Here is a 23,165-nt window from a genome sequence, read left to right as displayed (position 1 = left end):
TGGAGGGCTCTGCGAGCACGCCGGGAGGGGGAAGATCAAGGGGCCTTCAGCGAGCCGGCGGTCGTCCGGGGTGCACTCGCCTGCGGGCTCGGCGCGGTGCGAGCGGGAGGGAGATCTACGCCACTTTCGTGAGGCTGGAGTCGCTCCGAGGGAGGACATGCGAACCGCGAGCGGTCACGCATTGTCCTACCCTCAAGTGGTGCGCGCTCTTCTCGTGGTGAACCCCCAGGCGACTACAACGACGCCGGCGGGTCGCGACGTGCTGGCGCACGCACTCGCCTCCGACGTGAAGCTGGAGATCGTCCAGACCTCCTACCGCGGCCACGCGCTCGACGCGGCCGCGCAGGCGGTCAAGGACGGGTTCGACCTGGTCATCGCCCACGGCGGCGACGGCACGGTCAACGAGGTCGTCAACGGCATCCTGCTGGACGGCCCCCGCCCCGGCACCCCGATGCTGGGCGTCGTCCCCGGCGGTTCCGCGAACGTCTTCGCGGGCGCGCTGGGCATCCCGCGCGACCCCGTCGAGGCCACGCACGTCCTGCTGCAGGCCATCGAGAACGGCACGACCCGCCGCATCGGCCTCGGCCAGGTCTTCTCCGACGTCATCGGCCGCGACGAGGGCCGCTGGTTCACCTTCAACGCGGGCATCGGCCTGGACGCCGACGTCGTGGCCGGTGTCGAGGCCAAGCGCGCCCGCGGCCGCAACGCGAGCCCGGCGCTCTACCTGGCGGTGGCGCTCAAGGCGTACGCGAAGCTCGTGCGCACGCCGGAGCGCTTCACCGTCGAGGTGCCGGACGAGCCGCAGTTCGATGTCGGCATGGTGTTCGTGTCCAACACGGACCCGTGGACGTACTTCGGGGACAACGACATCCACCTGAACCCGAGCACCTCGTTCGACAACGGGCTGGGCCTGTCGGCGCTCACGACATTGCGACCGCCGACCGTTGCGCGCTACATCACACAGGTGCTGGCCACCGGGAACCCGAAGAGCCCGAAACTCGTGCGGCGCGATGACGTCGAATATGTCAAAGTGAAGAGCGAGGAACCCGCCAACCTGCAGGTGGATGGCGACTTCCTCGGCACGACGACCCAGGTGGAGTTCCGGGCGGTTCCCCAGGCGTTGACCGTAGCTGTGTGACGCAGGGCGAACTCGACGGTCCGTGATCGTTCTGTAACCGTCTCGCTACCCATCCGGGATGTAGAGCAATCGAGTGACAGCAGAGCGTGAAACCCCAGGTGAACGCTGTCGATCTTTTGGGTGAGTTCACTCACCGGGTTGGTGCCAACCCCTTGACATCCCAGCCGTTCGTGAAAGCATTCACAAGCACCCCAAAACGACCGCTGACAACCGGCGTGCCTTTGTGCGCGCCAAGGCTGAGGAGTAGTTCCAATGGACTGGCGCCACCGCGCGATCTGCCGCGACGAGGACCCCGAGCTGTTCTTCCCCGTTGGGAACAGTGGTCCCGCGCTGCTTCAGATCGCCGAGGCGAAGACCGTCTGCCGCCGTTGCCCCGTCGTCTCCGACTGCCTCGCGTGGGCACTGGAGAGCGGCCAGGACGCCGGCGTCTGGGGCGGGATGAGCGAAGACGAGCGTCGCGCTCTCAAGCGCCGCAACGCTCGCACGCGCGCCCGCAGCAACGCCTGAGCAGGCTGTTCGCCGCGACAAGCACACATAGAGAAGAACCCGACACCGTGCCAGGTGTCGGGTTCTTTTCTTGTTTGCACACCCTCCCGCATGACCACGTGAGACCGCTGAGGCTGGTCGTCACGTGTGCACGAGGCCAGTTTAGCGCCGCCCCCGCAGCGGCACGCGCAGGACCGCCTCTGTACCGCCTCGGGGCCTCCGTCGCAAGCTCAACGAGCCCCTCAGTTCGGAGTCGACGAGGGTCCGCACGATCTGCAGACCGAGACGATCCGTGCGTTCCAGGGAGAAACCGGGCGGCAGGCCCTTGCCGTCGTCGGAGATCGTCACGTCGAGCCACTTCGCCGAGCGCTCGCTGTGCACGACGACCTCCCCGCGCTGGCCAGGGGCGTAGGCGTGCTCGAACGCGTTCTGCACGAGCTCGGTCAGCACCATGACGAGCGGGGTCGCGATCTCCGAGGAGACGATGCCGAACCCGCCCTCGCGGCGCACCTTCACCTGGGTCTCGGTGACGGCGACGTCGCCCATCATCGGGATGACCTTGTCGATGACGTCGTCGAGGTCGACGCGTTCGTCGACGGACATCGACAGCGTCTCGTGCACGAGCGCGATCGAGGTGACCCGGCGCACCGACTCGGCGAGCGCCTCCTTGGCCTCCGGGTTCGACAGCCGGCGCGACTGCAGCCGCAGCAGCGCCGCCACGGTCTGCAGGTTGTTCTTGACCCGGTGGTGGATCTCGCGGATCGTCGCGTCCTTCGACATCAGCGCGCGGTCGCGGCGGCGGACCTCGGTGACGTCGCGGCACAGCACGATCGCGCCCGCCGCCTGACCCCGTGGCCGAAGGGGCAACGACCGGAAGAGGACCGCGGCACCGCGGCGCGACTCGGCCTCCATGCGCATCGACGGCTGCCCGTCGAGCGCCTGCCGGATGCGCTGGGCGACCTCGGTCGCGTCGAACGGGTCACCGATCAGGCTGCGGGTCAGCGGCGCCAGGTGCACGCCGACCAGGTCGGACGCGTGCCCCATGCGGTGGTAGGCCGACAGCGCGTTCGGCGAGGCGAACACCACCGCACCGGACGGGTCGAGCCGGATCAGGCCGTCACCGACGCGCGGGCTGGTGTGCACGTCCGGCGACGGTTCGGGCGCGGGGAACGTGCCGTCCGCGATCATCTGGCACAGGTCGGCCGCGCTGCCCAGGTAGGAGATCTCCAACGGCGACGGCACCCGCGGCACGGCCAGGTTCGTGCTGCGGCTCAGCACCGCGATGACCTGCGTGCCCAGCCGCACCGGGATGGTCTCGCGCCGCACCGGCACGCCCAGGTGCCAGCGGGGGTCCTCCTCGCGGCAGATCCGCGACTCGTCCATCGCCCGGCGCAGCTGCGGGTGCTCGTCCGAGCGCACCTCGCTGCCGACCACGTCCTCGGGGTGGGCGGTGGGCGCCGTCGTGGGCCGGGCCTGGGCCACGCACAGGAAGACGTCGTCGTCCAGCGGCACCCACAGCAGGAAGTCCGCGAACGAGAGGTCGGAGAGGAGCTGCCACTCCGCCACCACCAGTTGGAGGTGGTCGGCGGCGGCGCCGGAGAGCTTGGTGTGCTCGGCCAGCAGGTCCGTGAGAGTAGACAGAACTCCTCCATGAGAAACTGGTCGGTGAAGCAGTTCTGATCCTAGGAGACACCCATGTCGAAGCGTGCTCGCAAGCGCCGCGACCGCAAAAAGGGCGGCGCCAACCGAGGCAAGCGCCCCAACGCCTGAGTGCTGCGAAAAGGCCTGGCCACCACGACGGTGACCAGGCCTTTTCGTTGTTCTGGGGCGGTGTGCGAGGCGCTCAGTCCTCGGTGCGGATCTCCACGATCGTGGCCCGGATGCGCGCCTTCAGGTCGGCGGGGGCGTAATCGCCGCCACACTTGCGCGCGAGCAGCGCCTTGAGGTGCTCCTCCAGCCCGAACTGCTCCAGGCACGGGTGGCACTCGTCGAGGTGGGTCTGCAGTGCCGCGCGACGACCCTGGTCGCACTCCTGGTCGAGGAACAGCCAGACCTCGGACAGGACCTCGGAGCAGTCGGTCTCGTGGGGTTCGCCGCAGTTCATGACGCGTCTCCGTTGCCACCGTTGCCACCGCGGAGGAAGCCGCGCTCGCGTGCGGTGTCCGCGAGCAGGTCGCGGAGCTGGCGACGGCCCCGGTGCAACCGGGACATCACCGTGCCGATCGGGGTGCCCATGATGTCTGCGATCTCCTTGTACGCGAAGCCTTCGACATCGGCGAGGTAGACCGCGATCCGGAACTCCTCCGGCAACCGCTGCAATGCTTCCTTCACGTCGCTGTCAGGCAGGTTGTCGAGTGCCTCGACCTCCGCGCTGCGCAGCCCGGCCGAGGTGTGGCTCTCCGCCTGCGCCAGCTGCCAGTCCGTGATCTCCTCGGTCGGCTGCTGGATCGGCTGGCGCTGCTTCTTGCGGTAGCCGTTGATGTAGGTGTTCGTCAGGATCCGGTACAACCAGGCCTTGAGGTTCGTGCCCTCCGAGAAGGACGCGAACGCCGAGTAGGCCTTGAGGTAGGTCTCCTGGACGAGGTCCTCGGCATCCGCCGGGTTGCGGGTCATGCGCAACGCCGCCGAGTACAGCTGGTCGAGCATCGGCATTGCATCGCGCTCGAAACGCGCGGCGCGCTCCGCCGTCGTCTCCGTCGTGCCGGTGGCGGGCACCGCGCTCCCTTCCCACAGGTCCTGGGTCGGTGCTGACTCTACGCGGGGCCGCTCGAGCGTGTTCGTAGCCACGTCCTGACCAACACGGACGTGCTGGTAGTAATTCCGCATGGCCGGACGTGGGACCCCCGCCACAGCGCTGCTGGACAAGCAGCGGGTGGCGCACACCTTGCACTCGTACGAGCACGACCCCCGCCACGAGTCGTACGGGCTGGAGGCCGCGGAGGCGCTCGGCCTGGTGCCGGGCCGTGTGCTCAAGACCCTGGTCGCCGAGGTCGACGGCAAGCTCGCGGTCGGCGTCGTGCCGGTGACGGTGCAGCTCGACCTCAAGGCGCTGGCGGCGGCGTTGAAGGGCAAGAAGGCGAAGATGGCCGTGGTCACCGACGCCGAGCGCGCCACCGGGTACGTCGCGGGCGGGATCTCGCCGCTCGGGCAGAAGAAGCGCCTCCCGGTCGTGGTGGACGCCTCCGCGCTGGAGTTCGAGACGGTGTTCTGCAGCGCGGGCCGGCGCGGGCTCGAGGTGGAGATCGCGCCGGCCGAGCTGGTGCGGCTCACCGGTGCCGTGGTGGCCTCGATCAGCGCCTAGCACGTTCCGGTCTCGGCAACGGTCAGCTCACCGGCCAGCCGATGTTCGTGAACTGCACGGGCGTGCCGACCCACGACGGCCACGCCGTGGTGACCCTGGCACCGAGGCTGCCCTTGCCCGGCAGGTCGAACCGGATGAACGCCGGGGTCACGGTGTCGCTCTTCTTCGGCGAGCCGACGTAGGCCACGGCGCTGAAGATCCCGTGGACCGTCGCCTCGGTGTACGGGCCCTGGCCGCCGGTCAGCGGGACGTTGAGGTCCCGGCCCTCGGCGTCGAGGAACCGCACGTTGCTCAGGCTGCCGCCGATCGTGCAGGTGACGCCCTCGACGGCCGCGAACCTGATGACGTGCCCCTTGTTCGGGCTCGTCGTCGGACGCATGTCGTGGGCGGTGATCACCAGGTCGTCGCCGGTGCACCACGGCGTCTCGGCCTGCGCGGGAGTGCCCGCGGCGGCCAGGAGGGCGGCACCGGCCAGTGCGACGGCGGTCGGACGGATCTTGTTCACGAGTTCTCCCCGATCATGTGGCGTTCGTCTACTTCCAGGTGAACGCCGCAGAGCCCCGATCGGTTGTCATTCGCCCGTTCGGCCGTCGACCGCCTCGCGCAACAGGTCGGCGTGGCCGTTGTGGCGGCTGTACTCCTCGACCATGTGCGTGAGGATCCAGCGCAGGCTCACCGTGCGGTCATCGCCGCGCCACGGTTTGCGCTTGGCCGCCTGGCCGAGGTCGCCGGTCGTCAGCGCCTCCTCGACGGCCTCGCGGGAACGGCCGACCTCGTCCTGCCACAGCGCGAGGAGCTCCTCCGGTGCGTGGTCGGCGGCCGAGTGCCAGTCCCAGTCGTGGTCGGCCTTCCAGTCCACGCTCTTCCACGGCTCCAGCGGCTCGCGGTCGTGCAGCACGACGTGGAACCACTGCTGCTCGACGTACGCGAGGTGCTTGACCAGGCCGCCGAGGGTCATCTCGGACTTGGCGGTGGTCATGGCCAGCTGCTGGGCGGTGAGGCCCTCGGTCTTCCACGCGAGGGTGGCGCGCTGGAAGTCGAGGAACCCGGTCAGGGTGGCGAGCTCGTCGCCGTCGGTCGGAGGTTCTGGTCTGCCCTGCTCGTCGATAACGGTCATGGGGCGGGACAGTAACGGCGCGACCCCGTCCCAGCAGGTGATTCAGTCGAGCGGCCGCAGCACGCGGTCAAGCCACTCGCCCACGCACCGGCCCACGTCCGCGATGGAGGCCTTCAGCGAGTGGTCGCCGTTCAGCAGCACGACCTCGCGGTGCGGGGCGCGCACCGGGCGGCCGAACGGGTCGTTCTCGCCCTGCACGACCAGGGTGGCGACCTCGACGCCGTCCAGCTCGGCCATCCGGGACTTCTCCGGCTTGCCCGGCGGGTGCACCGGGAACGCCAGGCACAGCACCGCCACGGCCTGGCCCTCGACGCTCGTCCGGCAGGCCACGCGGGCGCCCGACGACCGGCCGCCGAACACCAGCGGCAGGCCGTCGAACCAGCGTTCGCCCAGGTCGTCGACCACCGCGAGCCACGCCGTGTCGAGCTGGCCCGCCGGTGCGGGGGCACGGCGGCCGACCACGCGGTAGGGCTGTTCGACCAGGGCCACGTGCACGCCGACGGAGTTCGCGGCGTGGCACGCGGCCACCAGGTCGGGTGCCTCGACGCCGCCGCCGGCGCCGTGGCCGAGCAGCAGCGCGGCCCGCGGTTCGTGGGCGCAGTGCAGGGAGGCCCGTGCGGGGCCGTGCGGCGTGTCCACCGACAGCGTCGTCACGACAGCTCGACCGCGGTGGGTGCGGGCGTCCCGTCCTCGGTGAGCGAGACGCGGTCCAGCAACGACGGGTTGTTGTTCTTCACGCTGTTCACCGCGGTGGAGACCGGGCGCAGCTCCAGCGCGTCGACGATCGACGGGTCCGGCGCGAGCAGCCCGCTCGGGTCGAGCGAGGACGGGTCGAGCCACGCCGACCAGCGGTCGGGCGGCAGCAGCAACGGCATCCGGTGGTGCACCTCGGTCAGCGCGCCGATGGCGTCCGTCGTCAGCACCGCGCACGTCACGGTCGGGACGTCGTCCTTCCACCACACGGACCAGATGCCCGCCAGCGCGAGGGACGCGTCGTCCCCGAGCGTCATGAAGTACGGCTGCTTGCGGCCCTCGCCCGGCTGCCACTCGTACCAGCCGGTGGCCGGGATGATGCACCGGCGCTTCATCGCCGACTGCTTGTACGCGGGCTTGGACAGCACGGTCTCCGCGCGGGCGTTGATCATCTTCGCCGCGCCGGAGAGGTCCTTGGCCCAGTGCGGGACGAGGCCCCAGCGCATCACGCGGATGCTGCGCTCCAGGTCCTCGTCCTCCGGCTTGCGCTCGACCACCGCCATGACGTGCTTGGTGGGAGCGATGTTGTAGTCCGCCCCCGGCGCCTCGTCGCCGGTGGCGTCCACCGCTTCGAACTCGGCCGCGAGCAGCGCCGGGTCCTTGGTGGAGGCGTACCTACCACACAAAACCGATCACCTCCGAAGTCGCAATCGTCGCACGTCGGGAACACCTGTGCGAGCCGCCCTCGACGCCGTGCGGGATCATTCCGGGCATGACTCAGCACTGGTCAGCCCCCAGCGCGTCCGGCCCAGTCCACTCCACGGTGCCGGTGCCCGGCTCGAAGTCGATCACGAACCGCGTCCTGGTGCTCGCGGCACTGGCCGACGGGCCGTCCGCGGTGCACGCGCCGTTGCGCAGCCGCGACACCGTGTTGATGGTGAAGGCGCTCACGTCGCTGGGCGTCGGGATCATCGACCGGGAGGACGGCGGCTGGGACGTCACGCCGGGCGCGTTGCGCGGACCGGCCGACGTCGACTGCGGGCTCGCGGGCACGGTCATGCGGTTCCTGCCGCCGGCCGCCGCGCTGGCCGAGGGCGAGATCAGGTTCGACGGCGACCCGCACGCGCGGGTGCGCCCGATGAGCACGGTGCTGGACGCGTTGCGCGCGCTCGGTGCGGACGTCGAGGGTGACGCGCTGCCGTTCACGTTGCGCGGCAGCGGTTCGCTGGCCGGTGGCGAGGTCACGATCGACGCGTCGGGCTCGTCGCAGTTCGTGTCCGGGCTGCTGCTGTCGGCGGCGCGCTACGACAAGGGCGTGACGGTGCGGCACTCGGGCCGGCCGGTGCCCTCGTTGCCGCACATCGACATGACGGTGCAGACGCTGCGCTCGGTCGGGGTCGCGGTGGAGACCGACGGCAGCAGCGCGTGGCACGTCGAGCCGGGCCCGATCGCGGCGCGGACGTGGCACGTGGAGCCGGACCTGTCGAACGCGACGGTGTTCCTCGCGGCCGCCGCGGTGACCGGGGGCCAGGTCACGATCCCGCACTGGCCCGCGCGGACCACCCAGCCCGGTGACGCGGTGCGCGGCATCCTGGAACGCATGGGCTGTGCGGTCGAGGTGTCGGAGGAGGGGCTCACCGTGCGCGGACCGGCTGAGCTGTCCGGAGTGGACATCGACCTGCGCGACGAGAGCGAGCTGACGCCCACGGTGGCAGCGCTCGCGACGGTGGCTCGCGGTCGCACGCAGATCCGCGGTGTCGCGCACATCCGCGGCCACGAGACGGACCGCATCGCCGCGCTGGTGAACGAGATCAACGCGCTGGGCGGCAACGCCTCCGAGACCGAGGACGGGCTCGTGATCGAGCCGGCACCGCTGCACGGCGGGGTGTGGAAGGCCTACGCCGACCACCGGATGGCCACCGCGGGCGCGATCATCGGGCTGGTGGTGCCGGGCGTCTCGGTCGACGACATCGGGTCGACGACCAAGACGATCCCCGACTTCCCGGGGATGTGGGACGCGATGCTCGGCGGAGGCGCGTAGCAGTGGGCAAGCGGGACTGGCGCAAGCTCGACGAGTCGGACGTGCGGGTGCGCCCCGGCAAGGGGACGCGGCCGCGCAGCAAGATCAGGCCGGAACACGCCGACGCCGAGATCGCGATGGTGATCGGCGTCGACCGCGGCCGCTGGACGTGCGCGTTGGAGTCCGGTGTGGTCGTCACGGCGATGCGTGCGCGTGAGCTCGGCCGCACGCCCGTGGTGGTCGGCGACCAGGTCGGCATCGTCGGTGACACCTCCGGCCAGCCGGACACGCTGGCCCGCATCGTGCGCGTCGAGGAGCGGACCTCGGTGCTGCGCAGGACCGCCGACGACACGGACCCGTTCGAACGCGTCGTCGTCGCGAACGCCTCCCAGCTCATCATGGTCGTCGCGCTGGCCGATCCTCCGCCGCGCACCGGTTTCATCGACCGGTGCCTGGTCGCCGCGTACGCCGGTGGCCTGGAACCGGTGCTGTGCCTGACGAAGTCCGACCTCGCGTCGGCCGACGACCTGCTCGCGCTCTACACCGAGCTGGACGTGCCGGTGCTCGTGACCCGGTCCGACGAGGAACCGGCCGAGCTTCGCGAACGCCTGCGGGACACGGTGTCCTGCCTGATCGGCCACTCAGGTGTCGGCAAGTCCACCCTGGTCAACAAGCTCGTCCCGGACGCGAACCGCGCGGTCGGCGTCGTCTCCGGCGTCGGCAAGGGCAGGCACACCTCGACCCAGGCCGTCGCGCTGCGGCTGCCCGGCGGCGGCTGGGTGGTCGACACCCCCGGCATCCGCTCGTTCGGCCTCGCGCACATCACGCCGGACGACATCGTGAAGGCCTTCCCCGACTTCGCGGAGGCCGCCGAGGAGTGCCCGCCCGGCTGCGGCCACCTGGGTGCCCCCGAGGACCCCGGCTGCATGCTCGACGAGCTCGTGCCGGACGCGCCGGGCCGGTTGACGTCGTTGCGCCGCCTGCTCGCCTCCCGTGCCGGGCTGGACGACCACACGGACTGAGCTCCGACCCCCGTGACCGACTGCAGAGGAAGTGGATGAAGCGAGTTCTGGCCCTGGTGCTGCTGCTGAGCGCCTGCGGTGGCGACCCCGCTCCCCCGAAGTTCACCGACACCGACCCGTGCACGCTGCTGCGGGACGGTGACCTGGGCTCGTTGTCCGGTACCGCGAAGGGTGAGCGCGAGTGCACGTTCTCGTTCGGCTCGGCAACGGTGACGCTGAAGCTGCTGGAGGCGAAGTTCGAGCAGGAGTCGGCGCGGCTGCAGGCGAACGGCGGCTACGGCGCGGTGGTCGAGGACCGGCCGATGACCCGCCGGTGCGCGTCGTCGGCGTGCGAGGCCGTGGTGCAGGTCCGCGAGGGTGAGCTGCTCGGGCTGACCGTGACCAAGCAGGGCGAGGACGACAACGTGCTCGGGCAGACCACGCAGGGACTGGCGCTGAAGGCGTTGGAACGGCTGCCTGCCACGGGCTGAGCTGCCACGGGCTGAGCTGTCATGAACCGGGCCGTCACGAATCGGCAGCCTGTCCCGTCCACCGGTCATGAAGGTCTTCGTGATCGGTGCGACGGGTGTGCTCGGGCGGGAAGCTCTGCCGCGGCTGCGGGAGGCGGGCCACGAGGTCGGGGTGCTCGACCGGCACACCACCTCGATGTTCGACGCCGGCCGGCTGACGGCCGCGCTGAGCGGCTACGACGCCGTCCTCAACCTCGCCACCCGCGTCCCGTTGAGCGCCAGGGCCGTGCTGCCCGGTGCCTGGGCCGAGAACGACCGCATCCGCACGGAGGGCAGCGCGGCGGTGGCCGAGGCGGCGTTGCGGGCGGGCGTGGGCCGCGTGGTGCAGGAGGGCATCTCGTTCGTGTACGCCGACGGCGGTGAGCGGGAGCTGGACGAGAACGCTCCCATCGAGCCCGTCGGTCACATCGCCAGCTCGGTGACGGCGCAGCACAACGTCCTGCGCCACCCCGGCGGCGTCTTCCTGCGCTTCGGGATGCTGATGGGCGGCGCTGCCCAGTCGCCGCCCGTGCTAGTCGGCGACGGCTGGACGTCGGTCGTGCACCCCGGCGACGCGGCGGCCGCCGCCGTCGCCGTGCTCGGCGCGCCCGCGGGCGTCTACAACGTCGGCACGCCGGTCCTGAAGCGGGACCTGGGGATCACGCGGCTGCCGCGCGCGTTCGGGAGGCTCGCGGCGTCGTTGGCGGTGTTCGGGCGTTCGCAACGGGTCGTGAGCACCAAGCTCACCGCGGCGACGGGCTGGGCACCGCGGGCCCGCTAACCCATGTGCGGGTAGCCGTGGTGCGTGGGCGGCACCAGCGTCTCCTTGATGGCACGCGGTGACGTCCACCGCTGCAGGTTGTAGATCGACCCCGCCTTGTCGTTCGTGCCGGACCCGCGCGACCCGCCGAACGGCTGCTGTCCCACGACCGCACCGGTCGGCTTGTCGTTGACGTAGAAGTTGCCCGCCGCGAACCGCAACGCGCGGTGGGCCTGTTCCACCGCAACGCGGTCACGCGCGAACACGGCACCGGTGAGCGCGTACGGCGTGGAGGTGTCGATGACGCCCATGACGTCCTCGTAGTCCGCGTCGTCGTAGACGTGCACGGCGAGGATCGGGCCGAAGTACTCCGAGGTGAAGATGTCGTGGTGCGGGTCGGTGCCCAGCAGCACCGTCGGGTCCACGAAGTAGCCGACCGAGTCGTCGCAGGTGCCGCCGGCCAGCACGTCGACGGAGGTGGACGCGGACGCCATCAGCAGTGCGTCTTTGTGCTTGGCGAACGCGCGGTGGTCGATCACGGCGCCGCCGAACACCGACAGGTCCCTGACGTCGCCGTACGCCAACGACTTCGTGACGTCGACGAGCTGGTCGCGCACACCGTTGTCCCACAACGACCGCGGGATGTACGCGCGGGACGCGGCCGAGCACTTCTGGCCCTGGTACTCGAAAGCACCGCGCACCAGACCGGTGACGAGGGCGTCGGGGTCGGCGGAGGCGTGGGCCAGCACGAAGTCCTTGCCGCCGGTCTCGCCGACCACCCGCGGGTAGGCGCGGTAGTGGTCGAGGTTGCTCGCCATGGTCTGCCACAGCGCCTTGAACGTGCGGGTGGACCCAGTGAAGTGCAGTCCGGCGAAGAACCGGTCCCGCAGCGCCACCTCACCCAGCGCCTTGCCGTCGCCGGTGACGAGGTTGACCACGCCCGGCGGCAGGCCGGCCTCCTCCAGCAGCCGCATGGTGCAGTGCGCGGCGAGCTGCTGCGTCGGCGACGGCTTCCACACCACCGTGTTGCCCATCAGCGCCGGTGCCAGCGGCAGGTTGCCGGCGATGGCGGTGAAGTTGAACGGCGTGATCGCGACGACGAACCCGTCGAGCGGCCGGTGGTCCATCCGGTTCCACACGCCGGGGCTGGACGCCGGCTGCTCCTCCAGGACCCGGCGGCCGAAGTGGACGTTGAACCGCAGGAAGTCGATCAGCTCGCAGGCGGCGTCGATCTCGGCCTGCTGCACGGACTTCGACTGCCCGAGGACCGTGGCGGCGTTCAGCGTGTCCCGCCACGGGCCGGACAGCAGGTCCGCCGCTCGCAGCAGCACCGCGGCCCGTTCGTCGTACGGCAGCTCCTGCCACCCCGGTGCGGCGTGCTGCGCGGCCCTCATCGCCGCCGCGACGTCGGAGCCGGTGGCCTGCGCGGTCACCCCGAGCACGTGCCGGTGGTCGTGCGGCTGGACCACGTCGACGCGGTCACCGCCGCCCATCCGCTGTTCGCCGCCGATCGTCATCGTCAGCTCGTGGGTGGTGCCCTCCAGCTCCGCGATGCGGGCCTGCAGGGAGGCGCGTTCCGCGCTGCCGGGAGCGTAGGTGCGCACGGGTTCGTTGACCGGTTCGGGTGCAGCCGTCACGGCGTCCATTCCCCCATCGTGGCACGCGGTAGTAGGGTCCGTCGGGTGGCGCGGGTGACTGGCATCGGCGGGGTCTTCCTGCGTTCCCGGGATCCCGTGCGGCTGGCCGCCTGGTACCGCGAGAACCTCGGTGTGCCGATGAGCGAACGCGGCACCGTCACCTTCCACTGGCTCGACACCGCGACGTCGGACCGCCCCGGCACGACGACGATGGCGTTGTTCGCGCAGGACACCGAGTACATCGGCGAACCGCACCAGCGCACCATGCTGAACCTGCGGGTCGACGACCTGGAGTCGTTGATGGTGAAGCTGCGCGGCAGCGGCGTCGAGGTGCTGCCGGAAACCGAGGACTCGGAGTTCGGCCGGTTCGGCTGGTGCGTCGACCCCGAGGGCAACCGGATCGAGCTGTGGGAGCCCGCCGAGGGCATGTGAGTGGCGGTTTCCGCCGTGCTCAGGCCTGCCGCGCCGCGGCTTGGCGCCGCACGAGCTCGGCGACGTTGTCCGGCAACGTGGTCTCGAAGTCGGTCAGCTTCGCCCAGGCCGGCCGGATGACGATCCGGACCATGCCGTCGGTGTAGAGCGAACGGACGTCGGCCTCCCACTCGGCGCGCTGCTCCGGCGTCATGGACTTGGTCACCTGGAGGTACTCGGCCGGGATGTCGTCCACGGGGTCGAGCTCGGCCCTGCCGCGCACGGACAGGATCCGCGGCGGGAACGCCTCGGTGTCGATCGTGAGCGCGACGGCCGGGTTCGCGGCCAGCATCGCGAGCTTGCGGGCGTTCTTCGACGTGCAGATGACGATCTCGCTGCCGTTCCAGCAGAACCCGACCGGGAGGTTGCGGGGCGTGCCGTCCTGCGCGACGAACGCCAGCCGGGCGATGTCGCGGCCGAGCAGCTCCTGGCTCAGCGGGCGGTTCAGGACCTCGTCGACGTCGTGCTGGTTCATGGCGGCTCCGTCTCTCCGGTGTCGGACACCTCGGGGACGGAGCCGCTCACGGCACCTCTACCTCACTCCGACGTGACCTGAGTCACATCAGCTCCAGCACGAACGCCAGCTCCTGCGCCGCGTACCAGGCCAGCTCGTGGTCCTCGGCGCTGCCCAGCGCGAACTCGGCATCCGGGTCGCCCAGGTCCGCCGCGTCCACGACCTCGGCGGCGGCGCGCACGTCGTCCTCGGCCTCGGCCGTGTCCAGGTGCACGGACGCGACGTCCTTCAACGTGAACGGGCCCACGACCTTCACCACCGAGAAGTCCAGGTCCGGGCGCAACGTCACGTCGTCCGCGTCCACCGCGACGACCGCGCGGCGCGGTTCCGACTTCTCGTCACCGGCCAGCAGCCGCAGCGACGCGCGGGCCGCGTCGAGCATCGCGGCGTACTCCAGCTCCTCGGTGTCGCCGGCGGCGTAGGACTCGCGCAGCGCCGGCGTCAGCGCGAACGCCGTGCCGCCCACCGGTGTGCAGCTCGCCGCTGTCGACGAAGCTGCGCAGCATGGCCACCGTGGCCGGGATGTAGACCCTCATCACGCGCTCGCCGTCCCCATCAGTTCCTCCACCGACTCCTCGACCATGCTCGCGAGAACGTCCACATCGGACATGGCGTCGCGGTCGCCGTTCAGCCCGAAGTACACACCGCCGTCGTACGACGTCACCCCGATCGCCAGCGCCTGGTTCTTGGCGAGCGGCACGACCGGGAAGATCTCGGTCATTCTCGCGCCCGCCGCGTACAGCGGCACCTGCGGGCCGGGCACGTTGGTGACGATCACGTTGAACAGCCGGCGGCTGAACGAGCTGGCCGCCCGCGCGCCCAGCGCGTGCAGGGTCGGCGGCGCGAAGCCGGAGACCTTGACCAGCGCATCGGCGGCCACCGACTGGCCGGACTCCAGGTGGGCGCGGGTCGCGTGGCTCACGTGGTGCAGCCGCACCACCGGGTTCGGCTCGCCGACCGGCAGGTCCACCAGGTAGGCGGAGACGTTGTTGCCCGAGTCGGGGTCGGTGTCGCGCACCGACATCGGCGTCATCGCGCGGATCGTGGTGCTGCCGGTGACGTTCTCACCGCGGCTGAGCAACCAGTTGCGGATCGCACCGGCCAGCGCCGCCAGCACCACGTCGTTCACCGTGCCGCCGTGGGCCTTGCGGATGGCGCGCAGGTCGTCGAGCTGGGCGCGCGCCACGGCGAACCGGCGCTGCGGCGAGGTGATCCGGACGTTCAGCGGGCTGCCGGGCGCCGGGCTCGCGGCGGTGTGGATGGCGGCGGCGACCGCACCCACGGCGTTGACGACCTTGCCGACCGTGGCGACGGTGTCCATCGCGGCGCTGCGCACGTTCTCCACTAGCTCGCCCGGCCGGTGCACGATGTCCGTGACGGCGTCGCTCACCAGCTGCAACGAGCTGGGCTCCGGCTGCGGCATCCAGAGGTTCTCGACGTTCGTGCGCGGCGACGGCGACACGTCCAGCATGACCTGGCCGATCTCCAGCGACGCGATGCCGTCGACCATGGCCTGGTGGGTCTTGGTGATCACGGCGAGCTGGTTCTTCGCCAGCCCCTCCACGAGGTAGCTCTCCCACAGCGGCCGCGAGTGGTCGAGCGGCCGCGACATCAGCCGCGCCACCAGGTCGTGCAGCTGCTTCTCGTTGCCCGGCTTGGGCAGTGCGGAGCGCCGCACGTGGTAGGTGACGTCGAAGTCAGGGTCGTCCACCCACACGGGCCGCGCGATGCGGCCGGGGACGTGCACGACCTTCTGCCGGTAGCGCGGCACGAGGCTCAGCCGCTGCTCGATGAGGTCGACGAGCTTGTCGTAGTCGAACCCCGCCTTGGGCCTGCGGAACACCGCCACGCCACCGACGTGCATCGGCGTCGTGGAGCCCTCCAGGTACAGGAACGAGGCGTCCAGCGCTGACAGTCGGTCCGGCATGCCCGCCAGACTAGTGCCGTTTCGCGTCCATGAGCTTTTCCAGCGCCGCCCGTTCCCGCGGATCGCGGTCGTGCCGCTCCAGCCGGATGCGCGCGGCCTCCGGAATCGCCTCCCGCGCCCGCGGGTCCACGTTGGCCATGAACGACCTGAGGAAGTTCCACCGCGTCAACCGGCGAGCCGTCGTCAGCCGCGCGACCGCCAGCGACACCCAGGACAGCGCCACGTCGAGCCGCCGGTCGCCCCTCATCGCGCAGGCCCAGTCGAGCACGACCGGTCCCTCCGGGCCGAGCACGACGTTGCCGGGGTGCAGGTCGAGGTGCAGCAGGTCGCCGTCGCCGGTGAGGAAGTCGGGGGCCCGCACCGCGTCCAGGCGGTGGTGCAGGTCGGCGAGCTCGCGGCCCAGCTGACCGGCGAGCCACGGCTTGCGGCCGATCTCCTCGGACATCCGCGGGCCGGGCACGTACTGCATGACGAGCTCGTCCGCCGTCGCGTCGTGCACCCGCGGCACGGGGATGCCGTGACCGCTCAGGTACAGCATCATCTCGGCCTCGCGCCGCAGGTCACGGCCTGTGCGCGTGCGTTTGACGAGCAACCCGTCGGACCGGATGAACACGTCCGAGTCCTGGCCGCTCGCGAGGTGTTGACGTTGCGCGACGCTGCGCACACCTGACGTCATGTGACGATCATCATGCATATGATCCAAAGCACAAGGGCCGAACGGCTCTACTCGTGCTCTTCACCCGTTCGAGCCGGGCGTGCGGGGGCGTGCCGGGCCGTCTGGCACCCTCTTCGGCGTGGAGATCTCGCCCAAGGACCGCTTCGTCACCGTCTACGGCCGCAAGCCCGTGCTGGAGGCGCTGGACGACCCGGCGCTGTCGGTGGACAAGGTGGTGCTCGCCGACACCGCACGCGGTCCTGCGGCGCGCGAGATCCTGGACGCGGCCCGGTCGCGGGGCGTGCAGGTGCAGCGGGCGACCGCGCAGCGGGTGAAGGTGCTGGCGGGCAACGGCAAGCAGGACCAGGGCGTGCTCGCCGACGTCGTGGCGCCGCGGATGAAGCCGCTGGCGCTCGCGCTGGAGGAGGACGACCTGCGGTCCGTGCTGGTGCTGGACGGCATCACCACGCCGGCGAACGTCGGCATGATCCTGCGGACCGCGACGGCCGCGGGCATCGACGGCATCGTGGTGCCGCGCCGCGGCGTCGCCTCGATCGACCCGCTCGTGGTGAAGGCCTCCGCCGGGGTGGCTTTCCGCGCGCCCGTCCTGCGCTGCGGCACCGCGGCGGAGGCCTCCGCTCTCCTGCGCGCGTCCGGATATCCGCTCCACGCGCTCGATTCCCACGCGTCCGACACGATCTATTCCGCTGAATTCGCGGAACGGTCGGCATTCGTGCTCGGCAGTGAGACGTTCGGGATCACCGAGGACGTGCGCCCGCACATCACCTCGTGGCTTTCGATCCCGATGGCGGCGGGCGTGGAATCGCTCAACGTCGCCTCAGCGGCGGCCGTGCTCTGCTTCGAGCTCGTGCGGCGCGCCCAAGGCTGACCGCCTACAGCCAGTCGACGTGGTAGCCCTCGACCCACACCGGGCCGACCAGGCCGTCGCACCCGGCGATCGACGACCTCGCGCGCACGTGCCCGATCGTGCCGTGCTCGTCCCAGCTCGACAGCGTGGTCCGGCAGTGGGCGACGGCGCGGAAGTTGCCCGGCCAGCCGTCGTCGCAGAAGACCTCGACGCTGCGCCCGTCCCGCGGGAACTCCTCGCGGCAGCCGCGCTCCTGCGCCCGCGCAGGAGCCGCGACCGCCGAACCGACGGCGATGACGATCGCGGCACAAGCGGCAATTCTTCGCATTCGCTCTCCTGAGGATCAGCGGAACCAGGCCGCGTCGAAGTTATCCGGGGAGCGGAATGACCGGCAATTACGCCTCGGGGTGAACCCTCAACCGCGCAGCGCTGTCGCTAGCAGGATCTCCAGTTCCTCGAGGGTGGTCCGCGTCGACCGATGGTGGACGCCGACCATGCCCGCCTCGGCTGCGCCGCGGACGTTCACGGCGAGGTCGTCGACGAACACGCACTCGCCCGGTTCGAGACCGAGCTTCGCGGCCGTGAGCAGGTAGATGCCGGCGTCCGGCTTCGCCAGCCCGACTTCGCCGGAGATGACCGCCGCGTCGAACAGGCCGTGCCAGTGCGCCGGCGGCTGCCACCAGCCGTCCGCGTTGGACAGCAGCGCGGTCTTGAACCCCTGCTGCCGCGCCTTGCGCACCGCGGTGAGCAGCGGCGGTTCCGGCGGGTTGTCCTCACCGGGGTCGGTCAGGACGCCGCCGTAGTCCAGCACGAGGGCCTTCAGCATGGTCAGGACCGTACTACCCACTCCTTCGGGTGGTGGATGTCCTGATCGGCGCGCTGCGCCGCCGGTTTCGGCATGCCCCCAGTCGTTCGCCGCCTGCCCACCTACGAGCCGCCCGCCGGGGCGACTTTCGTGCCACGCCCCCGCGCACGCGGGTCGTGGCTGCCCGCACCGGAGCCACCGCCGCCGCCGCTCGACGCGGCCCGGCTGCTCACAGCCGTCCTGGAGGTGGTGGACGGCCGTCGCCCCGGCCGTTTGCTGCAACAGCTCGCCCTGCCCGCGCTGGCCGCCCGCCTGGTCCGGTCGGTGCGCGTGCGGACCACCCGCCTGCTGCGGCCTCCTCGTGTCTGCCACCCGACCCGGTTCGCCGCCGAGATCGCCGCCACTGTGCGCCGCGACGAGCGCGTGCTCGCCGTGGCCGCACGCGCCGAGCACCGCGACGGCCGCTGGCTGCTGACGACGTTCACAGTGCTGGAGTAACCCTCCCCGCTTCCGCGGAGCGCACGCGGGGACCTTTCGTACTCTCCTGCAGTACGAAAGCTCCCCGCGTGCGCTCCCTCAATTCCGCATGCCGGAAGTCACGCGGGGGCCCCGCGTTCCCTCCAGAGGGCACGCGGGGACCCCGCGTGCCCTTCCAGGTACACGCAGGGGCCCCGCGTTCCCCTGGGGGAAGCGCGGGGCCCCTGTGTGGCCGGTTGCTGCTAGCGCTTGCGGCGGTTGCCCTTCGCGGCCTGGCGGGCCGCCTCACGCCGCTCCTTGCGGGTGCCGCTCTGGGCGCCACCGCCGTTGTTCTCGTCGCTGTGCTGCTCGACGCCGCCGTCCTCGGCCGGGCCGCTGTAGCTCAGGTGCTGCTCACCGGGGCCACCGAGACCCTTGCCGCGCAGGGCGGGCGGGATCGCGTTGCCGGTGGCGAGCTGCGCCATCGCCGGACCCGCCGGGGCAGCCGGCTGCTGCTGCGCCTGCTGCTGGGCGGCCGCCGCGGCACGGGCGCGGGCACGGGCCCCCGTCGCGGGCAGCGGCTGCGGGGCCTGGCTCAGCAGGACCGGGACCTCCGGCTCCGGCTGGGGCTCCGGCTCTGCGGCCTCGACCTGCAGGTTGAACAGGAAGCCGACGATCTCCTCCTTCAACGCGTCGAGCATCGCGTTGAACATGTCGAAGCCCTCGCGCTGGTACTCGATGAGGGGGTCGCGCTGCGCCATGGCGCGCAGACCGATGCCCTCCTTCAAGTAGTCCATCTCGTAGAGGTGCTCGCGCCACTTGCGGTCGAGGACCGACAGCAGCACGCGGCGCTCCAGCTCGCGCATGGCGCCCTCGCCGACGCGGCCGTCGATCTCGGCCTCGCGCTCGCGGTAGGCCTTCAGCGCGTCCTCGACGAGCACCTCGCGCAGGTACTCGCGGCTGACGTCCTCGTCGGACTCCAGCAGCTTGTCCGGGTCGACGCTCACCGGGTACAGCGTCTTGAGCGCCGTCCACAGCTTGTCGAAGTCCCAGTCCTCGGCGTAGCCGTCGGCGGTCGCGCCGTTGACGTACTCCTCGACCACGCTCTCGATCATGTGCTCGACCTGGTCCTTCAGGTCTTCACCCTCGAGGACGCGGCGGCGCTCGGCGTAGATCACCGTGCGCTGGCGGTTCATGACCTCGTCGTACTTGAGGACGTTCTTGCGGATCTCGAAGTTCTGCTGCTCGACCTGGGTCTGCGCGCTGCGGATGGCGCGGGTGACCATCTTGTGCTCGATCGGCACGTCGTCCGGCACGTTCAGACGCGTCATGACCATCTCGACCATGGACGCGTTGAACCGGCGCATCAGCTCGTCCTGCAGCGACAGGTAGAACCGCGACTCACCGGGGTCGCCCTGACGGCCGGTGCGGCCGCGGAGCTGGTTGTCGATGCGGCGCGACTCGTGGCGCTCGGTGCCGAGCACGTAGAGACCACCGGCCTCGCGCACCTCGTCGGCCTCGGCCTTGCCCTGGGTCGTGCAGCTCCTCGACGACCTTGGCCCACTCGGCCTCGTACTCCTCCGGCGTGGTCACCGGGTCGAGGCCGCGGTCGCGCAGCTCGTGGTCGGCGATGATGTCCGGGTTGCCGCCCAGCACGATGTCCGTACCGCGACCGGCCATGTTCGTCGCGACCGTGACGGCGCCCTTGCGGCCGGCCTTCGCGATGATCAGCGCCTCGCGGTCGTGGTGCTTCGCGTTCAGCACCTCGTGCGGGATGCCCTTGCGCACCAACAGCTTCGACAGGTACTCGGAGCGCTCGACGCTCGTCGTGCCGATCAGGACCGGCTGGCCCTTGGCGTGCTTCTCCGCGATGTCCTCCGCGACCGCCTCGAACTTCGCCTCCTCGCTCTTGTAGACGAGGTCGGGCTGGTCCTTGCGCTGCGGCGGGCGGTTCGTCGGGATCGGCACGACGCCCAGCTTGTAGGTCTGGTGGAACTCGGCCGCCTCGGTCTCCGCGGTACCGGTCATGCCGCCGAGCTTCTCGTAGAGGCGGAAGTAGTTCTGGAGGGTGATCGTGGCGAGCGTCTGGTTCTCCGCCTTGATCTCCACACCTTCCTTGGCCTCGATGGCCTGGTGCATGCCCTCGTTGTAGCGCCGCCCGGCGAGCACACGACCCGTGAACTCGTCGACGATCATGACCTCGCCGTTGCGGACGATGTAGTCCTTGTCCTTGGTGTAGAGCTCCTTCGCCTTGAGGGCGTTGTTCAGGTAGCCCACCAGCGGGGTGTTCGCCGCCTCGTACAGGTTCTCGATGCCCAGCTGGTCCTCGATGAACGAGACGCCCTGCTCGGACACGCCGACCGTGCGCTTGCGCTCGTCGACCTCGTAGTGCGTGTCGCGCTTCATCAGCGGGCTCAGCCGCGCGAACTCGACGTACCACCGGGCGCTCTGCTCCGCGGGACCACTGATGATCAACGGCGTGCGCGCCTCGTCGATCAGGATCGAGTCGACCTCGTCGACGATCGCGTAGTAGTGCCCGCGCTGCACGCACTCGTCCAGGCTCCACGCCATGTTGTCGCGCAGGTAGTCGAAGCCGAACTCGTTGTTCGTGCCGTAGGTGATGTCCGCGTTGTACGCCGCACGCCGCTGCTCCGGCGTCATCTCGGACAGGATCGCCCCGACCGTGAGCCCGAGGAACCGGTGGACACGGCCCATCCAGTCCGCGTCGCGCTTGGCGAGGTAGTCGTTCGTGGTGATGACGTGCACGCCGCGGCCGGCCAGCGCGTTGAGGTAGACCGGCATGACGGAGGTCAGCGTCTTGCCCTCACCGGTGCGCATCTCGGAGATCTGCCCGAGGTGCAGCGCCGCGCCGCCCATGAGCTGCACGTCGTACGGGCGCTGGCCGAGGGTGCGCTTCGCGGCCTCGCGGGCCACGGCGAACGCCTCCGGCAGCAGCTCGTCGAGCGACTCGCCCTCGGCGTGGCGCTTCTTGAACTCCTCCGTCTTCGCACGCAGCTCGGCGTCGGAAAGGTCGACCACGTCGTCTTCGAGGTGGTTGATGTGTGCTGCGATGTTGCGGAGGCGCTTGAGCATCTTGCCCTCGCCGGCGCGGAGCAGTCGGGACAGCACCATCTGGATAGACCTCATCACCTGTATCGCGGCGCGCCCACGTCGGACGCCTTTCCCCTGCCCATCGTAGGCAAGTCGCCAAGATGTGTGCACAGACACAGGCGGATTGCCGCGCCTGACCTGGTATGGGCAGGTCAGGCAGGCCGTTCTGCGATCTTCCGCAGACCACCTGCCGCCGGTGCCCCCATCTCGGCTACTGGTGTGGAGAACGCATGAGGCCCGTGTGAAGGTTCCTGGCGGCGCGAAGTTCACCTTGACGGTGAACGAACCGCGGTTGACAAGCCCGTTTGGTCCCGTTTGCGCCATCGGCGGATGGCCGGTGAACGCACACCGCCGCCCTCACGCGCGAGGGGCGCGAAGGGCGGCGGTGGTCGAAGGTGTGTGGTTTACCGGATCAGGCCAGCCTGATCACGCCGTAGTCGAATCCCTTCCGGCGGTAGACGACGCTCGGGCGACCGCTGTCGGAGTCGGCGAACAGGTAGAAGTCGTGTCCGACCAGTTCCATCTCGTAGAGGGCCTGGTCGACCGTCATGGGTTTGGCGGCGTGCTCCTTCTCGCGCACCACGCGTCCGGGCAACTTGTCCTCGAGGCCGTCGTCCCACCGCTGCGCGGGCACTTCCGCCATGCCCTCGTAGTCGGCCTCAGGTGCGTCGAGCACCGCGGTCTTCGCGCGGCGCGACGTCATGACCTGACCGTTCTGGTCAGCAGCGGGGGAGGTGTCCACCAGCCCGCTTGTCGCTTCCGCCACCGAGATCGGGGCGCGGGCCCCGTGGTGGACGCGCCTGCGGTCGTGCGACCGGCGCAGGCGGTTCTCGAGCTTCGCGACCGCAGCGTCCAACGCGGCGTAGAAGTCACCCGCGCAGGCTTCGGAACGGACCACCGGTCCACGTCCCTTGCCGGTGATTTCGACCCGCTGGCAGTTCTTCGACTGGCGGCGGTTCGGCTCGTGGAAGAGTTCCACGTCGAAGCGGATGACCTTGCGGTCGTAACGCTCAAGCCGGGCCAGCTTTTCGGCGACGTGCACCCTGTAGTGATCGGGCACCTCGACGTTGCGGCCCTTGACGACGATGTCCATACACGACCTCCCTCGCTTTGCTGCGAGCTTTGGCTGGACTGATTTATCGAGCGCCGTGGCGATCTTGGATCGCAGATGTGTCGCAGAGGGTCGTCCTCGGCAGGTCTCACGGCGCCTGGGTCATGGGCTGTTCGCCTCCTCCCCGCGGGCCGGGAACGCTGATAGCGGTGCACGTTAGCTTGGGATTCACCGTCGCGTAAGCCCCCTTGCCGGGCGAACCGGCAGATTTTTCGGCGACTACGCAGCGCGACAACTCCCTGCCACAGCACGTGTTCCCAGCGTGGCACGAGCACCGCTCTCCGGCATCTCGCTCACCCGTAAGGCGCAGCGCGTGGCCACCACTCGACCGCAGCACCACTGCGTCGAACGGTTCCCAGCGCGGCCTCATACCTAGCCAACGGGTGACCACCGCGTCATGTTCCCGAAACTTCGAAGAGATCGATTCCGATGCCTCCGACTCCGGTCCAGATGCGACGGAACCGCGCATTCTCCAACTGAACCGTTCCGTTTCGCTGACCGATCACGAGCGTGTCACGCCCGGCACGCCAGCGGTTTTCGCCCATTCGCGTACGAGCCCGGCGATCTCCACCATGTCCGGCGAAC

Annotated in this window: 25 protein-coding genes and 2 pseudogenes; 11 read left to right on the top strand and 16 right to left on the bottom strand. The window is 70.3% G+C overall.

Annotated elements, in window-relative coordinates:
• The first annotated feature begins 199 nt into the window (after nucleotides 1-199).
• Entirely contained in the window at nucleotides 200-1,138 is a 939-nt protein-coding gene (locus ACVDFE_RS10930; RefSeq protein ID WP_458430350.1) for a diacylglycerol/lipid kinase family protein, read from the top strand.
• 252 nt (nucleotides 1,139-1,390) lie between these two features.
• Entirely contained in the window at nucleotides 1,391-1,645 is a 255-nt protein-coding gene (locus ACVDFE_RS10925) for a WhiB family transcriptional regulator (RefSeq protein WP_015104912.1), read from the top strand.
• 141 nt (nucleotides 1,646-1,786) lie between these two features.
• Here the strand turns inward: ACVDFE_RS10925 and ACVDFE_RS10920 are convergent, their stop codons facing one another.
• The gene (locus ACVDFE_RS10920; protein WP_360395662.1) at nucleotides 1,787-3,265 is read right to left on the bottom strand and encodes a sensor histidine kinase; all 1,479 of its coding nucleotides are present in this window, start codon (nucleotides 3,263-3,265) and stop codon (nucleotides 1,787-1,789) included.
• 54 nt (nucleotides 3,266-3,319) lie between these two features.
• On the opposite strand from ACVDFE_RS10920, the gene ACVDFE_RS10915 reads away from it, so the two are divergent.
• Nucleotides 3,320-3,394, top strand: coding sequence for a 50S ribosomal protein bL37 (locus tag ACVDFE_RS10915; protein ID WP_369809028.1), 75 nt, complete (start codon nucleotides 3,320-3,322; stop codon nucleotides 3,392-3,394).
• Nucleotides 3,395-3,467: 73 nt separating this feature from the next.
• Here the strand turns inward: ACVDFE_RS10915 and rsrA are convergent, their stop codons facing one another.
• Nucleotides 3,468-3,728, bottom strand: coding sequence for a mycothiol system anti-sigma-R factor (gene rsrA, locus ACVDFE_RS10910; protein ID WP_360395132.1), 261 nt, complete (start codon nucleotides 3,726-3,728; stop codon nucleotides 3,468-3,470).
• Nucleotides 3,725-4,339, bottom strand: a complete 615-nt coding sequence (locus tag ACVDFE_RS10905; RefSeq protein ID WP_458430349.1) for a sigma-70 family RNA polymerase sigma factor — start codon at nucleotides 4,337-4,339, stop codon at nucleotides 3,725-3,727. Before ACVDFE_RS10905 ends, rsrA begins: the two co-directional genes overlap by 4 nt.
• A 109-nt stretch (nucleotides 4,340-4,448) precedes the next feature.
• Between ACVDFE_RS10905 and ybaK the strand changes: the two genes are divergently transcribed.
• The gene (gene ybaK, locus ACVDFE_RS10900) at nucleotides 4,449-4,925 is read left to right on the top strand and encodes a Cys-tRNA(Pro) deacylase (protein WP_360395128.1); all 477 of its coding nucleotides are present in this window, start codon (nucleotides 4,449-4,451) and stop codon (nucleotides 4,923-4,925) included.
• A gap of 22 nt (nucleotides 4,926-4,947) precedes the next feature.
• Here ybaK and ACVDFE_RS10895 read toward each other — a convergent pair whose 3' ends face one another.
• The 4 genes from ACVDFE_RS10895 to ACVDFE_RS10880 form a co-directional block, all read right to left on the bottom strand.
• Nucleotides 4,948-5,430 carry a hypothetical protein gene (locus ACVDFE_RS10895; RefSeq protein ID WP_458430348.1) on the bottom strand — a complete coding sequence of 161 codons (483 nt, stop codon included), beginning with the start codon at nucleotides 5,428-5,430 and terminating at the stop codon, nucleotides 4,948-4,950.
• A gap of 66 nt (nucleotides 5,431-5,496) precedes the next feature.
• On the bottom strand, nucleotides 5,497-6,042 hold the full coding sequence (locus ACVDFE_RS10890; protein ID WP_458430347.1) for a DinB family protein: 546 nt from the start codon (nucleotides 6,040-6,042) through the stop codon (nucleotides 5,497-5,499).
• A gap of 42 nt (nucleotides 6,043-6,084) precedes the next feature.
• Nucleotides 6,085-6,696 (bottom strand): alpha/beta hydrolase family protein, encoded by a 612-nt coding sequence (locus ACVDFE_RS10885; RefSeq protein WP_458430346.1) that lies wholly within the window; start codon nucleotides 6,694-6,696, stop codon nucleotides 6,085-6,087.
• Nucleotides 6,693-7,421: an SOS response-associated peptidase gene (locus tag ACVDFE_RS10880; protein WP_458430345.1), complete on the bottom strand. Its 729-nt coding sequence runs from the start codon at nucleotides 7,419-7,421 to the stop codon at nucleotides 6,693-6,695. The genes ACVDFE_RS10885 and ACVDFE_RS10880 overlap by 4 nt, the downstream gene beginning before the upstream one ends.
• A gap of 86 nt (nucleotides 7,422-7,507) precedes the next feature.
• Between ACVDFE_RS10880 and aroA the strand changes: the two genes are divergently transcribed.
• The 4 genes from aroA (at nucleotide 7,508) to ACVDFE_RS10860 (ending at nucleotide 11,046) form a co-directional block, all read left to right on the top strand.
• Nucleotides 7,508-8,776 carry a 3-phosphoshikimate 1-carboxyvinyltransferase gene (gene aroA / locus ACVDFE_RS10875; RefSeq protein ID WP_458430344.1) on the top strand — a complete coding sequence of 423 codons (1,269 nt, stop codon included), beginning with the start codon at nucleotides 7,508-7,510 and terminating at the stop codon, nucleotides 8,774-8,776.
• Nucleotides 8,777-8,778: 2 nt separating this feature from the next.
• The gene (gene rsgA / locus ACVDFE_RS10870; RefSeq protein ID WP_360395111.1) at nucleotides 8,779-9,777 is read left to right on the top strand and encodes a ribosome small subunit-dependent GTPase A; all 999 of its coding nucleotides are present in this window, start codon (nucleotides 8,779-8,781) and stop codon (nucleotides 9,775-9,777) included.
• Nucleotides 9,778-9,812: 35 nt separating this feature from the next.
• Nucleotides 9,813-10,247, top strand: coding sequence for a hypothetical protein (locus tag ACVDFE_RS10865; protein ID WP_360395108.1), 435 nt, complete (start codon nucleotides 9,813-9,815; stop codon nucleotides 10,245-10,247).
• 67 nt (nucleotides 10,248-10,314) lie between these two features.
• On the top strand, nucleotides 10,315-11,046 hold the full coding sequence (locus ACVDFE_RS10860) for an NAD-dependent epimerase/dehydratase family protein (protein WP_458430343.1): 732 nt from the start codon (nucleotides 10,315-10,317) through the stop codon (nucleotides 11,044-11,046).
• Here ACVDFE_RS10860 and pruA read toward each other — a convergent pair.
• On the bottom strand, nucleotides 11,043-12,671 hold the full coding sequence (gene pruA / locus ACVDFE_RS10855; protein WP_458430342.1) for an L-glutamate gamma-semialdehyde dehydrogenase: 1,629 nt from the start codon (nucleotides 12,669-12,671) through the stop codon (nucleotides 11,043-11,045). The genes ACVDFE_RS10860 and pruA overlap by 4 nt on opposite strands.
• A gap of 36 nt (nucleotides 12,672-12,707) precedes the next feature.
• Here pruA and ACVDFE_RS10850 point away from each other — a divergent pair, with 36 nt between their 5' ends.
• Complete coding sequence (locus ACVDFE_RS10850; protein ID WP_458430341.1) at nucleotides 12,708-13,094, top strand: VOC family protein; 387 nt, start codon at nucleotides 12,708-12,710, stop codon at nucleotides 13,092-13,094.
• Nucleotides 13,095-13,113: 19 nt separating this feature from the next.
• Here the strand turns inward: ACVDFE_RS10850 and ACVDFE_RS10845 are convergent, their stop codons facing one another.
• The 4 genes and pseudogenes from ACVDFE_RS10845 to ACVDFE_RS10830 form a co-directional block, all read right to left on the bottom strand.
• Nucleotides 13,114-13,608 (bottom strand): pyridoxamine 5'-phosphate oxidase family protein, encoded by a 495-nt coding sequence (locus ACVDFE_RS10845; protein ID WP_458430340.1) that lies wholly within the window; start codon nucleotides 13,606-13,608, stop codon nucleotides 13,114-13,116.
• An 82-nt stretch (nucleotides 13,609-13,690) separates the two neighbouring features.
• Nucleotides 13,691-14,183, bottom strand: a pseudogene (locus tag ACVDFE_RS10840) (DUF6912 family protein).
• Nucleotides 14,183-15,574: a WS/DGAT/MGAT family O-acyltransferase gene (locus ACVDFE_RS10835; protein WP_360395091.1), complete on the bottom strand. Its 1,392-nt coding sequence runs from the start codon at nucleotides 15,572-15,574 to the stop codon at nucleotides 14,183-14,185. The pseudogene ACVDFE_RS10840 and the gene ACVDFE_RS10835 overlap by 1 nt, the downstream one beginning before the upstream one ends.
• Nucleotides 15,575-15,584: 10 nt before the next feature.
• Complete coding sequence (locus ACVDFE_RS10830; RefSeq protein WP_360395089.1) at nucleotides 15,585-16,250, bottom strand: phosphotransferase; 666 nt, start codon at nucleotides 16,248-16,250, stop codon at nucleotides 15,585-15,587.
• Nucleotides 16,251-16,368: 118 nt separating this feature from the next.
• Here ACVDFE_RS10830 and ACVDFE_RS10825 point away from each other — a divergent pair, with 118 nt between their 5' ends.
• On the top strand, nucleotides 16,369-17,118 hold the full coding sequence (locus ACVDFE_RS10825) for a TrmH family RNA methyltransferase (RefSeq protein WP_360395087.1): 750 nt from the start codon (nucleotides 16,369-16,371) through the stop codon (nucleotides 17,116-17,118).
• 4 nt (nucleotides 17,119-17,122) lie between these two features.
• Here ACVDFE_RS10825 and ACVDFE_RS10820 read toward each other — a convergent pair whose 3' ends face one another.
• Nucleotides 17,123-17,425, bottom strand: a complete 303-nt coding sequence (locus ACVDFE_RS10820) for a hypothetical protein (RefSeq protein WP_360395084.1) — start codon at nucleotides 17,423-17,425, stop codon at nucleotides 17,123-17,125.
• An 87-nt stretch (nucleotides 17,426-17,512) separates the two neighbouring features.
• Complete coding sequence (locus ACVDFE_RS10815) at nucleotides 17,513-17,923, bottom strand: HAD-IA family hydrolase (RefSeq protein WP_360395081.1); 411 nt, start codon at nucleotides 17,921-17,923, stop codon at nucleotides 17,513-17,515.
• A 72-nt stretch (nucleotides 17,924-17,995) separates the two neighbouring features.
• Here ACVDFE_RS10815 and ACVDFE_RS10810 point away from each other — a divergent pair, with 72 nt between their 5' ends.
• Nucleotides 17,996-18,400 (top strand): Rv3235 family protein, encoded by a 405-nt coding sequence (locus ACVDFE_RS10810; RefSeq protein ID WP_458430339.1) that lies wholly within the window; start codon nucleotides 17,996-17,998, stop codon nucleotides 18,398-18,400.
• 221 nt (nucleotides 18,401-18,621) lie between these two features.
• Here the strand turns inward: ACVDFE_RS10810 and secA are convergent.
• A pseudogene (secA, locus tag ACVDFE_RS10805) lies at nucleotides 18,622-21,490 on the bottom strand (preprotein translocase subunit SecA).
• 391 nt (nucleotides 21,491-21,881) lie between these two features.
• The gene (hpf, locus tag ACVDFE_RS10800; protein ID WP_458430338.1) at nucleotides 21,882-22,562 is read right to left on the bottom strand and encodes a ribosome hibernation-promoting factor, HPF/YfiA family; all 681 of its coding nucleotides are present in this window, start codon (nucleotides 22,560-22,562) and stop codon (nucleotides 21,882-21,884) included.
• Nucleotides 22,563-23,165 lie beyond the last annotated feature (603 nt).

The sequence above is a fragment of the Lentzea chajnantorensis genome (assembly GCF_054300775.1).
Note: the sequence above shows the minus strand (reverse complement) of the source record. Positions and strands in the feature narration are given on the sequence as shown.

Bases quoted from the DNA above. Each gene is read 5' to 3' on its own strand.
- ACVDFE_RS10890 (WP_458430347.1), bottom strand. From the start codon at position 6,042: ATGACCGTTATCGACGAGCAGGGCAGACCAGAACCTCCGACCGACGGC.
- ACVDFE_RS10820 (WP_360395084.1), bottom strand. From the start codon at position 17,425: ATGCGAAGAATTGCCGCTTGTGCCGCGATCGTCATCGCCGTCGGTTCG.
- ACVDFE_RS10835 (WP_360395091.1), bottom strand. From the start codon at position 15,574: ATGCCGGACCGACTGTCAGCGCTGGACGCCTCGTTCCTGTACCTGGAG.
- ACVDFE_RS10845 (WP_458430340.1), bottom strand. From the start codon at position 13,608: ATGAACCAGCACGACGTCGACGAGGTCCTGAACCGCCCGCTGAGCCAG.
- ybaK (WP_360395128.1), top strand. From the start codon at position 4,449: ATGGCCGGACGTGGGACCCCCGCCACAGCGCTGCTGGACAAGCAGCGG.
- ACVDFE_RS10810 (WP_458430339.1), top strand. From the start codon at position 17,996: ATGCCCCCAGTCGTTCGCCGCCTGCCCACCTACGAGCCGCCCGCCGGG.
- ACVDFE_RS10860 (WP_458430343.1), top strand. From the start codon at position 10,315: ATGAAGGTCTTCGTGATCGGTGCGACGGGTGTGCTCGGGCGGGAAGCT.
- hpf (WP_458430338.1), bottom strand. From the start codon at position 22,562: ATGGACATCGTCGTCAAGGGCCGCAACGTCGAGGTGCCCGATCACTAC.
- ACVDFE_RS10815 (WP_360395081.1), bottom strand. From the start codon at position 17,923: ATGCTGAAGGCCCTCGTGCTGGACTACGGCGGCGTCCTGACCGACCCC.
- pruA (WP_458430342.1), bottom strand. From the start codon at position 12,671: ATGGACGCCGTGACGGCTGCACCCGAACCGGTCAACGAACCCGTGCGC.
- aroA (WP_458430344.1), top strand. From the start codon at position 7,508: ATGACTCAGCACTGGTCAGCCCCCAGCGCGTCCGGCCCAGTCCACTCC.
- rsrA (WP_360395132.1), bottom strand. From the start codon at position 3,728: ATGAACTGCGGCGAACCCCACGAGACCGACTGCTCCGAGGTCCTGTCC.
- ACVDFE_RS10925 (WP_015104912.1), top strand. From the start codon at position 1,391: ATGGACTGGCGCCACCGCGCGATCTGCCGCGACGAGGACCCCGAGCTG.
- ACVDFE_RS10830 (WP_360395089.1), bottom strand. From the start codon at position 16,250: ATGACGTCAGGTGTGCGCAGCGTCGCGCAACGTCAACACCTCGCGAGC.
- ACVDFE_RS10865 (WP_360395108.1), top strand. From the start codon at position 9,813: ATGAAGCGAGTTCTGGCCCTGGTGCTGCTGCTGAGCGCCTGCGGTGGC.